Source organism: Acinetobacter sp. SM1B, from assembly GCF_003289665.1.
Classification (GTDB): Bacteria; Pseudomonadota; Gammaproteobacteria; order Pseudomonadales; family Moraxellaceae; genus Acinetobacter; species Acinetobacter schindleri.
On sequence record NZ_QMBM01000001.1, the window covers coordinates 782,576 to 798,710 of the forward strand.

The window sequence follows — 16,135 nt, forward strand, 5'->3', positions numbered from 1 at the left end:
GTAACCAAGTATTTTTAAAACTGTATTTACACAGAATTATTTACACCCTCAATGGTGATTAAAAAATCCCCTCACTCGAGGGGACTTTTTCTTCTCTAAATTAGAGAATTCTTATACCACCGAATCATCTAAATTCGGCGCTAACCAACGCTTCGCTTCATCCAACGTCCAACCTTTACGCTTCGCATAATCTTCCAGCTGATCGCCAGAGATTTTACCCACGTTAAAGTATTCCGTTTCAGGGTTTGCATAATAGAAACCGCTCACTGATGAAGGTGGCCACATTGCAAAGCTAGAAGTTAGGTAAGTACCCATCTTCTCAGTCGTACCTAACCAGTCAAAGAGTGGCGCTTTTTCAGAATGTTCAGGACAAGCAGGGTAGCCCGGTGCAGGACGGATCCCCACATACTTCTCTTTGATCAACTCATCATTTGAAAGCTGTTCATCTGCCTGGTAGCCCCAGAACTCTTTACGGATACGTTGATGCAAGTGCTCAGCAAATGCTTCAGCAAAACGGTCACCCAAGGCTTGAACCATAATCGCGTTATAGTCATCGCCTTTGGCTTTGTATTCTTGCGAAAGTTCTTCCGCACCAAAGATCGACACGGTGAAACCACCCAAGTAATCCTGCGTCACATCTTTAGGCGCAATAAAGTCAGCCAGCGAGTAGTTCGCTTTACCGGTGACTTTGTCAGACTGCTGACGGAGGTGCTCAAAGCTGTGTGTCACATTGCCATTTTCATCAGTCACCGCAACAGTATCCGCTGCGACACGGTTGGCAGGGTAGATGCTGAAAGTTGCACGTGCATCGAAACGTTTATTTTCGATGATGTCTTTCAGCATTGCTTGAGCCTGTTCATACAAATCACGTGCAGCTTCACCCACCACTTCATCTTCAAGGATTTTCGGGAATTTGCCCGCCAGACTCCAGGAAATAAAGAACGGTGTCCAGTCGAAGTATTCAACCAAGGTTTCTAAAGGATAGTTGATGAATGTTTCAGAACCAATGAAGTTTGGTTTAACTGGCGCATGCTTATCGAAGTCGATTTTGAAGCCATTTTCAACTGATTCAGCATAAGACAGTTTTGCTGCTTTCGGCTGCTTGTTGGCAAGACGGGTACGGATTTTTTCATAATCCGCGGCATAGTCTGCCATCAATTGTGGTTTCATTTCAGCAGAAAGTAATTGTGTGGTCACACCTACAGCACGAGATGCATCGGCAGTATAGAACACACCATCATTTTGATATTGCGGAGCAATCTTCACCGCAGTATGTGCTTTCGATGTAGTCGCACCACCAATCATCAGTGGAATGTTAAAGCCTTTACGTTGCATTTCTTTAGCAACAAAGACCATTTCATCCAATGACGGCGTGATCAGACCAGATAAACCGATGATGTCCACTTTCTCATCAATGGCCGTTTGTAGAATCTTCTCACATGGCACCATTACGCCAAGGTCAACAATGTCATAACCGTTACAGCCAAGTACCACGCCCACGATATTTTTACCGATGTCATGTACGTCGCCTTTTACCGTTGCAAGCAAGATTTTACCTTTGGCTTCGCCTTGGGTTTTTTCTGCTTCAATAAACGGGTTGAGCCAAGCCACAGCTTGCTTCATCACACGTGCAGATTTTACCACTTGCGGTAAGAACATTTTACCAGCACCGAACAGGTCGCCGACCACGTTCATACCTGCCATTAAAGGCCCTTCAATCACATCTAAAGGACGGGCAGATTTTAAACGGGCTTCTTCAGTGTCTTGGTCAATGTACGTGGTGATGCCTTTTACCAGTGCATATTCAAGACGTTTTTCAACAGACTCATTACGCCATTCAAGGTTTTCTTCGGCTTTTTGTGCACCTGCTTGACCACGGTATTTTTCAGCAATGGTCAGTAATTTTTCAGTCGCTTCTTGACCGCTTTCGCCCTGGTTGCGGTTCAAGACTACATCTTCAACGGCATCTTTCAGTTCTTTGTCGATGTCATCATAAATCGCCAGCTGGCCGGCGTTCACGATCCCCATGGTCAAGCCTTTCTGGATCGCGTGATACAGGAACACCGCATGGATCGCCTCACGTACAGGCTCGTTACCACGGAATGAGAATGATACGTTTGAGATCCCGCCTGATACCATTGCATTTGGCAGGTTTTGTTTAATCCAGCCTGTTGCTTCAATGAAGTCTACGCCATAGTTATTGTGTTCTTCGATACCGGTTGCCACCGCGAACACGTTCGGGTCAAAGATGATGTCTTCGGATGGGAAGCCGACTTCATTCACCAGCACATCGTAAGAACGCTTACATATTTCTTTTTTGCGTTCAGCAGTATCCGCCTGACCATTTTCATCAAAGGCCATCACGATCACCGCAGCACCATACTGACGGCAGAGGCGGGCACGTTCTACAAACTCGTCATAACCTTCTTTTAAGGAAATCGAGTTAACAACCGCTTTACCTTGCACGCATTTCAAACCTGCTTCAATGATCTCCCATTTTGAAGAATCAAGCATGATGGGCACACGTGAAATATCTGGCTCAGACGCAATCAGATTCAGGAAGTGCACCATTGCACCCTGTGAATCGAGCATGCCTTCATCCATATTGATGTCGATGATCTGCGCACCAGCTTCAACTTGTTGACGGGCAACGTCTAAAGCTTCTGTGAAGTTTTCTTCTTTAATTAAACGAAGGAACTTTTTAGAACCAGTCACGTTGGTACGTTCACCGACGTTCACGAACAACGAATCTTTGGTGATGTTAAATGGCTCTAAACCACTTAAACGGCACGCAGGTTCAATTTCAGGAATCTGACGTGGCGCAATACCTTCAACTGCTTGTGCAATCGCGCGGATATGATCCGGCGTCGTACCACAGCAACCACCGGTGATATTGATCAAGCCACTTTCTGCAAATTCTTTAATGAATGCAGCCGTTTCTTCAGGGGTTTCATCATAACCACCGAAAGCATTTGGCAAGCCTGCGTTTGGATGTGCTGAAACGAAAGTATCGGCAACGTCAGATATGGTTTTTACGTGTGGACGCATGGCATCTGCACCCAGCGCACAGTTAAAGCCGATTGAAATCGGTTCTGCATGACGCATTGAATTCCAGAACGCTTCAGCGGTTTGACCGGTCAATGTACGGCCTGATGCATCGGTAATCGTACCTGAGATCATGATTGGCAATTCATAACCAATTTCTTTAAACACTTCTTTTACCGCAAAAATGGCAGCTTTGGCATTCAAGGTATCAAATACTGTTTCGATCAGGATGATGTCCGCACCACCTTCAATCAGTGCTTTGGTGGATTCGATATAGTCGACTTTTAATGCATCAAAAGTAATGTTACGGAATGCAGGATCATTTACGTTTGGTGAAATAGAGGTGGTACGTGAAGTCGGACCAATTACACCTGCCACAAAACGTGGTTTTTCAGGGGTTGAATATTTCGCGCAGGCCTCTTTGGCAAGACGTGCTGCCTCACGGTTAATTTCTGGAACCAGATCTTCCATGTGGTAATCCGACATTGAAACACGGGTACCGTTAAAGGTATTGGTTTCAATAATGTCAGCGCCCGCTTCAAGATACGCTTCGTGGATACCTTGAATAATGTGTGGTTGTGTTAAAACCAGAAGGTCGTTGTTGCCTTTAAGGTCATATGCCCAATCAGCAAAACGCTCACCCCGATAATCGGCTTCTTCCAATTTATGGCGTTGGATCATGGTACCCATCGCACCATCGATAATTAAAATTCTTTTGGCAAGAAGTTCTTTCAGGGTGGCAAGTGTGGACATTCAGACTTTCTCAGTAAGCATCAAAAACGGCAATAATCTTAACAGATTAGTGCGCAGTTTTCTGTAGCCATTATTCAGAATGCTGGATATGGCTGATATGAAAATCTGATAAGCAAACTGAACTGTACATAGAAAGCTGAAAACAGATAGAAAACAGAAAGCCCTAAGTCAGTTATGGAGGAATTGAACCGAAAATAAAATATAAATGAGTTTCATGAAAGTGTCATATGGCTGGGGCAATATAGAGTCAACTGTGACCGACTCAGGAAAATGACAGTCCTGAGAAAATGATCAATTTTATTGCAAAACATGAATGAAGTTGAGTGGATAAACGGTTTTTATTTAAATAAATTATTGATTTTTATTTTTTAATTTTAATATTGATAGTATGTAGCTTTAGGATGAACGGCAGCAAGAAAGTCTAAAAAATTGGTCTATATGACGGCGCTTTGTCATATAATTGTCACAATTAAACTGAACAATATGGGGATTCTTGAATCCTCTATTCCTGCTTGCATGAATTCTAATCAAACTCCCTCAGGTTCAGCCCATCAGTCGCCTTCACATAAGTCGACTAATGTTCATGTGCCAACACCGAAATTTTTTATGCCGGTGTTTCTGACTGTAATTATTTCTACGCTGATTTATATCGGCTTTCAGTTGACTTCAGATCTGGCGCATGTTCCAGCAATCGGTCTGTATTCGATGATTCTTTTAGCCACAGCGCTATTTATTGCGCTGGGCTTTGAATTCGTCAATGGTTTCCACGATACAGCCAACGCGGTTGCCACCGTAATCTATACCAACGCATTGTCTGCACCGGTTGCAGTCATGTGGGCAGGTTTCTGTAATTTCCTTGGGGTAATGGTTGCCAGTGGTGCCGTTGCTTACGGGATCATTGCATTACTTCCTGTTGAACTGATTATGAACGTGGGTACAGGGGCCGGTTTTGCCATGGTCTTTGCCATGCTGATCGCCGCGATTCTCTGGAATCTGGGCACCTGGTTCCTGGGTATTCCTGCTTCGAGTTCACATACCCTGATTGGTTCGATTCTGGGGGTGGGCATCATGAACTATCTGCTCAACGCAGGTGGCGGTGCTTCCGGTGTGGACATGGAACAGGTGATGAAAGTCGGTAAGGCGCTGTTATTTTCGCCTTTGATCGGTTTTGCTTTTGCTGCAATCCTGTTCTTGCTGGTGAAAAAAATCTTCAGAAAGCAGCTAGAACTGTTTAAGCCACCTGAAGGTAACAAGCCACCACCACCACTGATTCGTGCCATTCTGATTTTTACCTGTACTGGCGTAAGCTTTGCCCACGGTTCAAATGATGGTCAAAAAGGTATGGGCCTGATCATGCTGATCTTGATCGGTTGTGTACCTTTGGCATACTCGTTAAACAAGAATCTTGATGCACAGCATATCCAGTCTTTCGGTCAGTTATCTGCTCAAACTGCTGATGTGATCTATCCACAGCATGATGATATTCCGGATGAACAGGCACGTGCCGTAATTACCAAATATATTCAGACTAAAGAGTTAAATGCTGAAGTTGTACCAGCATTGGCAAGCTTAACGGATCATTTGGGTGAAAAAGTCGGTTCATACACGAACATTAAAGATGTGCCTGAGGCGCAAGTTTCAGAATTCCGTAATGACATGTACTTGAGCACCACAGCATTTAAACGCTTGGATAAAGCAGAAGCTTTACCTGCGATGACTGCTGCACAGGAAAAAACAGTTGACGACTATCGTGATAACCTGGATTCATTCCTGCAATACATCCCGACTTGGGTAAAAGTGGCGGTTGCTTTGGCACTTGGTCTAGGTACCATGGTGGGCTGGAAACGTATTGTAGTGACTGTAGGTGAGCGTATTGGTAAACAACATATGACTTATGGTCAGGGGATGTCTGCCGAGCTGGTAGCCATGACTACAATTGCTGCTGCAGACGGTTTCGGTATGCCGGTATCAACGACTCATGTCCTGAACTCTGCGGTTGCAGGTACGATGGTAGCGAACAAGTCTGGCCTGAACTTCCAGATGGTGAAAACGATTCTGTCTGCCTGGGTGTTCACACTGCCAGCAACGATCTGTCTGTCAGGTGGTTTGTACTGGGTACTGTTAAAAGTTTTCTAAGAAAATTTGATGTAAAAAAACGCTGCCTCGGCAGCGTTTTTTATGACGTTTTGAAAAGTTTAAAAATCGAAAGGTTTTAAATTATGATGAAGGCGACAGGGATGTCGCCGTTAGGTTGTCTTGCGTAATTTTTTAAAGCAATGCTTAAAAAATTACTCAGGATATATCATCAGCCTAACAAAAGATTTTTGTTACCTTGTGAAGACATGCTTCTCATATTTCAAAAGTAAAGAAAAAAAGAATGTATAGAATGGATCAACTTCAATTTGCTTAAAGTCCATTCATAAAAGTTTGAAAGATTCAAAGCCTATATTGACCTCTTCCTTGCGCAGCAGTGCTGCTCATCTCCTAGGAGGAGAAGGAACTTTCAATTTACTTCTTCAACTTACCTAACAATCCTTTTGGCAGTTTATCCGTCGCAAAACCATACAGCGCAGCAAATGGCAGTGCAGTACGTGCCAGATAAGCCACTCGCCATAAACCACCATGATTTGCACCGGACATCATCAGCTCAAGTGGATGATTCAGTTTTACATCTGGATTAGCTACAGACTCCGGATTACGCAGATCATGAATCCATAAAGCTGCCATAATCGCATTGGTAGTTTCTGGTGCAAAAGCTTCGACATCAAACAGGCTGGCACCATTAAACGCAGCTTTAAGCAGAGGATTTTTGGTTACAGAATAAGTGGTTGTAGAAGGTGCGATATTAATACTGACACGTTGGCCATTGGCACGCGCCAGTGTCGCACGCCACTGCTGGATACGTTTTGCCAGCGCATAGTTCGGGCCTTGTTCAACCACCAAGCAGTCACATATGCCATAGGATTGATCAGCAACTTTGAATAAATTTTGTGCATTTTTCTTAAAGAAATGTTTGCGTGAGATTAGCGAAATACCTTTGGTCAAAGTGCTTTCCAATTTAGACAGTTGCTGGTATTTGCTTTGTGATGCTTGAACCACTTCTTCTGGCACCGCATAGACGTCAGTTGGCGTGCACATATACATCAAACTGGTATTGGCTTTCTGCTCGCTGACATGTTTCATGATTGCATCCATTGCCATGGAAACACGCACATGTTTTTCACCATCTAGATAGGCGATTGCTGCCAGATCCAGGTTTTGCTCGAACTGAATCAGCCATTGGGCAATTTCTGGAATTTGCGTCAACAGGTTGGCACCGAGCTTTTCTTTTAGAACTTCAATTGAGGTATCCGCTGGCAGAGTTTCAGCTGAAGGCGCATATAAAGTAGCATTACCTTCACTTACTGTATCCAGAATCTTGCTCCAGACACGGGTATTTGGCAGGTCAATTGCCACGATATTGGCTTTCCATTTAGATAACCAGGTCAGTGGACCTGCTTCAGAAGCACCACCGAACAGCACCGTGGTACGATCTGACAGGTCAAACCATTCCGGATGGGCAATACATTCACGCAGGGCATGAGCATGACTTGGCTCGACGATACCACGTTCTTCCCATAGTTGGATCTGGTCCAGTAGGGCTTGTCCCCGCAATTTTTTACCATGATAAGGCACATACCATTCAGGAGCTTTTTCAGACTGACCTTTCAGCTGAAAGGTACTCAGGTTTTGCGCAGGTAAAGACATTACATCTTTGAGTAGATGCTTCTGGCCATCACGGTAATATTCAAAACTGGCATGCGCTGTTTTCAGACCTTGTTGGGCAATATTCAATGCTGCACCTGGAGAGCGCAGGCCATCTTCAACCAGATGTTTAAAGTGAACCGGATATTGCTTACGCCAGTTTTTTTCCTGTTGAGCTGCGCTGGCATGTACAGGATCAACAGCGTTTAAGGCTTCAGAAATGATAGTGCGGCCAATTTTTGAAGTGCTAGGTTTTTGTTGTGAAGCAGAAATAGGGAATTGAAGACCGTCTGGGGAATTGGACATGCAAAATATCTCGCGATTTACAGCAATTAATATACAGATGTATACATTATCACTGCAAAATCCACTCCAAGGTTGGCAATATATGACATCCTGACTTTTAAAATTATTACGAGATGTTTCCAACTAAAAGGAAGCACATGGCTTCCTTATCATCACTCGTTTAAAAAAATAATTCTCAGTACCCTTCATGAATGAAAGAATCTAGAAGGGGAGTTGAGCCAGTTTATTTAGGAAGTGTGGAATAAGTCGAGGTTCCAGGATAATGGTCATAATCACACCATAAGCCGCCCCCCAAAGATGGGCGCTGTGATTGATATTGCTGTTCCCACGTTTGCCAGACCAGACACTATAAGCGACATAAAGTACTGCAAAAATAATGGCCGGCACAGGAATAAAAAACACGAAAATCAGTTTCCATGGCTCAAACAGAATATAGGCAAATAGCACTGCTGATACTGCACCCGAGGCACCCAGACTTGCCCAGCGTGGATTATTTTTATTTTGCAGATAACTCGGAATAATTGCCGCAATCAGACCACCCAGATAGAACAGGACAAAGCCCAGATCATAAAGATACTGGCGATAAAAGCTCTCGATAATACTGCCAAAGAAGAACAGCGTAATCATATTGAACAGTAGATGTGTGCCATCTGCATGAATAAAGCCATGCGAAATAAAACGGTCATATTGACCACGTTGAATTGCTGGTGGCCAGAAAATCAAACGGTTCATGACCTGCTCTTTGGAAAAGGCAATAAAAGAGATGATGCAGGTAATCAGAATAAGGGTAACGGTATGATTAAAGGGTAAATGCAGCATAGACGGCAGTTCTAATTCTGAAGTAGTAATCCTTAATCTTGCCATTATTCTGACATTTAGGTAGTACTTTTATAATAAATCCGACAATTTTAGTTGAAATTTTAAATTTACCCCGCATCTTCAGTTAAAATAGCAGCTTCAGCTTGAGGAAATTATTGTTATGTCGACTGAGAACAGCAGCACTGCAGTTACAGAAGAAATTCCAAATCTATTGATTACACCGACTGCACAAGAGTATTTAAAGGATCTACTGGAAAAGCAAAATACACCAGGTATTGGTGTACGCGTTTTCGTGGAAAATCCGGGTACACCGCGCGCTGAATGTTGCATGGCTTATAGTGCACCAGATGAAGTTGTACCGACAGATTACAAGCAGGATTATCCAGAATTCCCTGCGTACATCGATACTCCATCTATTCCTTATTTGCTTGATGCAGTAATTGATTACAACAAAGACCGTTTTGGTGGTCAGCTGACTTTCCGTGCACCAAACTCTAAAGTGCCACGTGTAGGTCCTGATGCCTCTGTAGAAGAGCGTATTACTTACGTGCTTCAGTCAGAAATTAATCCAGGTCTGGCAGGTCATGGTGGTAACTGTGCACTGGTTGAAGTGGTTGAAGATCCTGAACACGGTTTGACTGCTGTACTTAAATTTGGCGGCGGCTGTCAGGGCTGTTCAGCAATTGACGTGACTTTGAAACAAGGCGTTGAAACAACTTTGAAACAGCACGTTCCTGAGCTTGCACGTGTGGTTGACCAGACTGACCATAGTCAGGCTGAAGGTGCATACTTCAAGTAAGTAGCAAATAAAAGTTAGCTTATAAAAAAGGCCTCAAATAATTGAGGTCTTTTTTTATCTGCAATTAATAATGATAATAATTATCAATAGTAATTGTGTTTAGAGTAACATTTGATACAATGCGTCACAATTCCATCAATATTTCTTCATAAATCTACTTCTGGGGCGTAAATAGAGTATGAACACACCGTTTTTGAAATCGACGTTAGCTTTTGCAATCGGCTCGGCAATGGCGGGCAATACATTTGCAGTAGAAGTTGGTGCTCCACAAGTTGAAGCTGCGAAACTGCAAACGATTGTGGTAACTGCAACAGGTTATGAACAAGACCTGGCTAAAGCACCTGCATCCATTACGGTCATTGATCGTGAAGAATTAGAAAAGCGTGAATATAACGACATTACCGATGTATTGCGTAATACGCCAGGGGTCGTAGTTTCAGGTGCAGGTTCTGCACAGACCATCAGTATTCGTGGCATGAGCTCAAATTACACCTTGTTTCTAGTAGATGGTAAGCGTCAATATGGTAAAGATGTAAACCCAAATGGTGATGACGGTGGTTTTGAAAAAAATATCCTGCCACCAATTGCCGCAATTGAACGTATTGAAATTATCCGTGGTCCAGCATCAACTCTTTATGGCACAGACGCCATGGGCGGGGTAGTCAATATCATTACCAAAAAAGTGTCTGATGAATGGTCTGGCAATATTGAGTTAGGGACCATCATTCAGGATAGTAACCGCTCAGGTGATATCAAAAATGGTTCTGTATATCTTGCCGGTCCTTTAATTGCAGATAAGCTTGGCTTGCAACTGGCAGTCAATAAGCAGGAACGTAATGAAGATCGTTATGTTGGCGGCTTCCGTGGCACCGAGCGTGAAAGCTTAAACTCGCGTTTGACCTATGCGATTAATGATGATCATGATGTGCAAGTTGAAGCCAATTTTGTACAACAGGAATCTACGACTTCAGTCGGTAAAACGGTAGCACCCGCTCAAGGTGCTGCAGATTCGTTTTCGCGCAATTATCGTAATGTTTATTCAGTAACTCATAATGGCCGTTATAACGATAACTTGGACAGTTCATCATATATTCAATATGAAAATTCAAAAAATCCGGATCGAGGCAATACGGAACTGGGTACCAAAGGAATTACCTTGGATACCTGGACTGCTAACAGTCAATGGAATTTGTTATTGGGTGACCATACTTTATCATTTGGTGGATATTTTAAAGATGAAAAGCTCGAAGATAAAGCCACTAACCGTAATCCGAATTCACCTGAGTTTAGTGAATTGACGCGATGGTCTGCTGCAGCATTCTTGGAAGATACCTGGAGCATGACAGATCGTTTCGATTTAACAGCCGGCCTACGTTATGACCATGATGAAAACTATAGTGGTCATTTATCACCACGTCTGTATGGGGTGTACGCTATAAATGATAATTTTGTTGTAAAAGGCGGTGTAGCTACAGGTTATAAACAACCTGATATTCGTGCAGCCACTGAAGGTTTCTATAGTGTTACCGGTGGTAGCGGTTCACCATTACCAACAGGGCGTGGCATCATTCGTGCGAATCCGGATTTAGAACCTGAATCGAGTCTATCTACTGAACTGGGCTTCAACTGGAAAAATGATTATATCAGTACTTCTATTACCGGCTTTATCACTAAATATGAAGACCGTATTACCGAAGTGCGTGCCTGTGAAACCGATACCGATGGTACAACGACAAACCGAAATAACTGGCAAAACTGGACATGTTTCGAAGGAGACACGCCGTTTTACTTCATCAGTGAGCGTATTAACGTGGATGAAGCAGAAATTCGTGGTGTGGAAGCTACTTTAGAAGCTACTTTAAATGACTATACGACATTAACTGCAAATTATACTTATACAGATTCCGAGTTTAAGTCGGGTGATTTTAAAGGTCAGCCACTGAACCAGATGCCAGAACATATGTTCAATATCGGGGTAGATTATGAATTAAGCGATGCATTAAATGTATGGAGCCGCTTGCACCATCGTTCTGAAACATCTGCTTACCTGAGTCGTACCTCTATAGCCCAGCCGAATCCAGGCTATCAATTTATAGACCTTGGTTTTAACTACAAATTTAGCCCGAGCCTGACAGGTAAATTTGGGGTCTATAATCTGCTGGATGAAAAAGCAGAAGATATTGATGGTGACCAATTATTAGATGGTCGTCGTTACGGTATCAGCTTAAATGCAAAATTCTAAATCTGTGAGTATAAAAAAAGCCGCGTGAAGCGGCTTTTTTTATACTTCAATCTTTAAGATATTCAGTGTACTTTTGGAATAATAAAACTGTTCCAGATATTGGCGTGCACGTTCACGTAAATAGCCTTGTGAAATCATCTGCTGAATAATCGGTGTCAGCAAGGCATTCAGTTCATGCTGAATCAGCGACTCATCGATATTCAGATCACGAAGTAGCAGATCAAAAGTGTGCTCCTGATTACGGACATACCAGGCATGTACGCCATCCTGTATCTGCTGTTGCAGATAATCGGTCTGGCGCATGTGATCCCAGATTTCATGGCCCAAATTCACAGTCTGGGTCAGATCTTGTACTTCAATATAATTCTTTAATACGGACAGAGGCATGTCTTTGATTTTATGCCAGAGATTCGCTTGAAAATGATAGAGTTTTTCATCATCAAAATGCTGGTTCAGGATATTTTCACTCAACTGGCCAAGCTTGAGAATATTCTTTTGCAAGTATTTGGCAATGGTATTGTCCAGACTGGTATCAGTGACATTTTCCAGTACAGACTTGCCCATTTTCATGAAGCGGGAAACGCCCGGTACACTCTTGGCAATCACCGAGTTGTCCAGATAATCCTGAATTGAATGTTGGATCAATTGGCTGATCATGGCAGAGAAGGCCGGATTACTCACTACTTTCTTGATCATGCGCTGACGATGACCACTTTTACTTGCGACATACTGAGCAATCTTATCAATGGTCAGTACAGGAATCACATCGGCAATCTTGGTGTTGTCATTTGCAGGATGGACCAAAGCAAAACGGATATGTTCTGCAATTTGTTCAATCAAAAAAGAGCTGGCTGCTGTGCCTAATATTTGTTTTTGCAATAGCAGGTTAATTTGCATTGGACTCCACAGTTCTTTCAGGGTCTGTTTGCGGAACCAGAGATAAAAAGTCTGAAACTCATTTTGAATCGTTTCAGATTGAGCAAATGACTGATCTAGAAAGTCAAGCTGAGCTTCGATCAATTGCTCAATCATCGGGTGTTTCTGCATATTGATTCTAAAAGTTAATTTAAAGGGATGAGTTTATCAGCAAGTGGATTTTTTAGGGTCTGTGTCTTTGCAAGAAAAGGTAAATAATACTGTGCAACCTGTCTTTCTGCTTCAAGAATCGGTATATGACCAACATTGTTCAGAATCACTGGTGTTTCGGCACGTTTAAATAGGGAGTGCAGCTCTTTAGCCACTTCAACATTAATAATACGATCCTGCTTACCCCATAAAATCAACGTTGGTGCTTCTACAGTACGGGTCAAACGAGCAAATGTTTCCGGGGTGTAGATCCGGCTCAGCATGACAATTTGATCAATGGCTTTGCTGGTCTGCTCGGAACGGGAAATCAGTAGTTTTTCCTGGGCATGTTTTAACTGATCTGAGAGAGCAGGCGGATGCTGCATCAGTTTATGACTGACATCTTCCAGATCTCCCGGTTTGCTTACAATCAGGTTCTTTAAAGCATATGGATCACGAGTATAGCGCGTATTGGCGTTTTTATAGATTCCGGCACTATTCAGTAAGAATAGGCTTTGCGTATCGAAAGGATATTGAGAAGCATAAACTGTGGCAATCGACCCCCCTAGAGAATGTCCAGCAACATGCAGATTCTCATCGACATCCAAAGCTTCCAGAAAGATACGCAGTTGAGAGGTTACATTCGGTACTGAGAAATCAAAATCTGCGGGTGTACGGGTGTCACCATTATTGGGTAAATCGGGAACGATCACATGATAATAAGGGGTAAGAAATCGTGCGACACGATTCCAGTCGTCTTTGGTGCCCGCCAGACCATGAATCAGTAAAATAGAGGGTTTATTGACATTCCCGCCCTCGTTATAGCTCCAGGAAATATGACCGACTTTCAGCGTTTTGCTTTTCAGACCCGCCTGTAGCCGTTCCTGAACCAGATACTGGCTAAGAATATTATTGCCTGGCTGAGCACGCGTAGGAAAACTGACTTGGGCCTGACTTAGTGTGCTGAAGCTTGGGGCTAATATTAGGGTCATGGCGCAGAGTAATTTTGAGCGCTTTATTAATTTTCTTATCATGGCGTCACATTCCTTGTCTTGCATCCAGTGTACTGTTCAAAACAGTTTTATCCTGAAGCAAATCCACCTTGTTCGGATAAAATTATAGAGTTATTTCTATTGTAAATAATTGTGAAGTAATGTCACCAATAAGTTATTCACATAAGTGAAAAAAATCAGTTTTCATGTGAACTCTGATCATAAATTGAAATATTAGTGTGATGCAGGTCCACTGATAGAAATTTAGACAAGCTGATTTTTTGCAAGTGACATTCATAAATCAGAGGATTAAGATATTGCAACTTAAAACAACGGTGGTAAACACGAATGCTCACAGCTCAGGAAGCTATAGAACGTCTTAAAAAGGGTAACCAACGCTTTGTCAACGGTGAAACGCAGCATTTAAAATTATTATCGCATCAGCAACGTGCTGAAATGGCAGAAAGTCAGGAACCATTTGCTATTGTTTTAGGATGTTCAGATTCACGTGTGCCAGCAGAAATGGTATTTGACCAAGGTCTGGGTGATCTGTTTGTCATTCGCGTAGCAGGGAATATTGTCGCGCCGTCTCAGGTTGGTAGTGTTGAGTTTGCTGCAGAAAGCTTTGGTTGTCCTGTAGTCATTGTTTTGGGTCATACCCATTGTGGCGCAATTCATTCTACGATTGAAGCACTAACCAATCCGGCAACTCCGCCATCTGCAAATCTGATGTCAATTGTTAACCGTGTACGTCCATCAGTTGAAATTCTAATGCAGACTGAACTGAAGGATGACCTGAACAAACTGTCTAAGCATGCAGTACGTTCGAATGTATTTGCTTCCGTGAACCAGTTACGTCATGGTTCAGCAGTACTGGAAAATCTCATTGCACAAGGCAAATTACTGGTGGTGGGTGCTGAATACTCACTGGAAACTGGTGAAGTCACCTTTTTTGATTTCTAATTTGAATTTTAAGAATGAATGATATTAAAGGCGACTTAGAGGGCGCCTTTAATATATGGATAAGCATTATTTAACAGGATGCTTTGTGCCTTGGCATTTGGATGTACCAGATCCTGTTGCATCAAGTTTTTATTTCCTGCTACCCCATTCAAAAAGAATGGTAACAATTTCACTTTATATTGTTGGCTCACCACCTTGTAATTATTTTCAAAAGCTTTTGTATAACTTTGACCATAATTTGGCGGCATTTTCATGCCAAAAAGAATGACTTTTGCTTTGGCTTTTTGACTTTGCTGAACCAGATTTGCCAGATTTTTCTGAATCATCTGTGGCGGCTGACCACGTAGGCCATCATTGCCCCCCAGTTCAATCACGACAATATGTGGCTTGTGGGTCTGGAGCAGTTTAGGCAGACGTGCCAGTGCACCGCTGGTGGTTTCACCGCTCACACTTGCATTGACCACTTTATGCTGTTTCGGATACTGTTGGTTTAAACGTTTTTGCAACAGATTGACCCAACCCTGTTCAGGTTGAATACCATAACCCGCACTTAAGCTGTCACCCAGAATCATAATGGTCTTTGCTGAAACTAGCACCGGCATCAGGCACAGGCCAAACAGTGCTAAGCTGCGGAATAAATAAGACTTTAGAATTTGAATATTCAGATGCATAGGAAAAGTATGATTCAAGATCGCCAGAAAGCTACCATCATGCCACAGCCAATAATTTCTGCTCAACAATTGACACAAAAGATACAACTATCACAAAAACAGTTGACGATTTTTGAGGACCTCAATCTGGAGATTCTGGCTGGAGAGCAGGTGGCGATTACCGGACGATCCGGCTCTGGAAAATCCACCTTACTGGGCATACTGGCAACCCTGGATCAGGCCAGTTCAGGTCATTTACAGGTCTGTGGTGAATCGATTACTGAAATGAATGAAGAACAGCGAGCCAAGGTCAGACTGGAAAATATTGGTTTTGTATTTCAGTCTTTTCAGCTATTGCCACATCTGACTGCATTAGAAAATGTGATGTTGCCCTTACGTTTACAGCCAAACTTCAATTATGCCGCAGCTGAACAAAAAGCGTTGAATCTGTTGCAAAGAGTAGGGCTGGACCGTCAGGCCCAGCAAACCCCTAAAGTGCTTTCTGGCGGGGAACAGCAACGTGTTGCGATTGCCCGTGCTTTGGTGAGTGAGCCAAAAATCATTTTTGCTGATGAACCGACTGGAAATCTGGATGGGGAGACCGCCAAGGAAATTGAACAGCTGTTATTTCAGTTAAACCATGAATTGGGTACCACTTTAATTCTCGTGACCCATGACCAGAAACTGGCACAACTATGCCAGCGTCATTTTGAGTTAAGCAATGGTCAGTTGACTGAACATGTGAATGGAGGATGAT

General features: G+C 42.9%; 11 protein-coding genes. 5 read left to right on the plus strand and 6 right to left on the minus strand.

Going from position 1 to position 16,135, the window contains the following annotated elements:
* Nucleotides 1-111 precede the first annotated feature (111 nt).
* Nucleotides 112-3,798: a methionine synthase gene (gene metH / locus C8322_RS03750; protein ID WP_111810400.1), complete on the minus strand. Its 3,687-nt coding sequence runs from the start codon at nucleotides 3,796-3,798 to the stop codon at nucleotides 112-114.
* Nucleotides 3,799-4,314: 516 nt separating this feature from the next.
* Here metH and C8322_RS03755 point away from each other — a divergent pair.
* Complete coding sequence (locus C8322_RS03755; protein WP_017401556.1) at nucleotides 4,315-5,934, plus strand: inorganic phosphate transporter; 1,620 nt, start codon at nucleotides 4,315-4,317, stop codon at nucleotides 5,932-5,934.
* Nucleotides 5,935-6,306: 372 nt separating this feature from the next.
* On the opposite strand, the gene C8322_RS03760 is transcribed toward C8322_RS03755, so the two are convergent.
* Both C8322_RS03760 and C8322_RS03765 read right to left on the minus strand, forming a co-directional pair.
* Nucleotides 6,307-7,848, minus strand: a complete 1,542-nt coding sequence (locus C8322_RS03760) for a hypothetical protein (RefSeq protein WP_048882284.1) — start codon at nucleotides 7,846-7,848, stop codon at nucleotides 6,307-6,309.
* Between the two features lie 201 nt (nucleotides 7,849-8,049).
* Entirely contained in the window at nucleotides 8,050-8,667 is a 618-nt protein-coding gene (locus tag C8322_RS03765; RefSeq protein WP_008304768.1) for a rhomboid family intramembrane serine protease, read from the minus strand.
* Nucleotides 8,668-8,827: 160 nt separating this feature from the next.
* Here C8322_RS03765 and nfuA point away from each other — a divergent pair, with 160 nt between their 5' ends.
* On the plus strand, nucleotides 8,828-9,466 hold the full coding sequence (gene nfuA / locus C8322_RS03770) for a Fe-S biogenesis protein NfuA (protein WP_004810902.1): 639 nt from the start codon (nucleotides 8,828-8,830) through the stop codon (nucleotides 9,464-9,466).
* Nucleotides 9,467-9,644: 178 nt separating this feature from the next.
* Nucleotides 9,645-11,708: a TonB-dependent receptor domain-containing protein gene (locus C8322_RS03775; RefSeq protein ID WP_008304772.1), complete on the plus strand. Its 2,064-nt coding sequence runs from the start codon at nucleotides 9,645-9,647 to the stop codon at nucleotides 11,706-11,708.
* 39 nt (nucleotides 11,709-11,747) lie between these two features.
* Here the strand turns inward: C8322_RS03775 and C8322_RS03780 are convergent, their stop codons facing one another.
* Nucleotides 11,748-12,755, minus strand: a complete 1,008-nt coding sequence (locus C8322_RS03780) for a hypothetical protein (protein ID WP_008305186.1) — start codon at nucleotides 12,753-12,755, stop codon at nucleotides 11,748-11,750.
* Nucleotides 12,756-12,769: 14 nt separating this feature from the next.
* Complete coding sequence (locus tag C8322_RS03785; protein WP_004810894.1) at nucleotides 12,770-13,807, minus strand: alpha/beta fold hydrolase; 1,038 nt, start codon at nucleotides 13,805-13,807, stop codon at nucleotides 12,770-12,772.
* A 306-nt stretch (nucleotides 13,808-14,113) separates the two neighbouring features.
* Between C8322_RS03785 and C8322_RS03790 the strand changes: the two genes are divergently transcribed.
* The gene (locus C8322_RS03790; RefSeq protein WP_004810892.1) at nucleotides 14,114-14,728 is read left to right on the plus strand and encodes a carbonic anhydrase; all 615 of its coding nucleotides are present in this window, start codon (nucleotides 14,114-14,116) and stop codon (nucleotides 14,726-14,728) included.
* A 35-nt stretch (nucleotides 14,729-14,763) separates the two neighbouring features.
* Here the strand turns inward: C8322_RS03790 and C8322_RS03795 are convergent, their stop codons facing one another.
* Nucleotides 14,764-15,330, minus strand: coding sequence for an arylesterase (locus C8322_RS03795; protein ID WP_372510645.1), 567 nt, complete (start codon nucleotides 15,328-15,330; stop codon nucleotides 14,764-14,766).
* Nucleotides 15,331-15,408: 78 nt separating this feature from the next.
* Between C8322_RS03795 and C8322_RS03800 the strand changes: the two genes are divergently transcribed.
* A complete protein-coding gene (locus C8322_RS03800; protein WP_034592562.1) occupies nucleotides 15,409-16,134 on the plus strand; it encodes an ABC transporter ATP-binding protein in 726 nt (241 codons plus the stop codon).
* Nucleotide 16,135 lies beyond the last annotated feature (1 nt).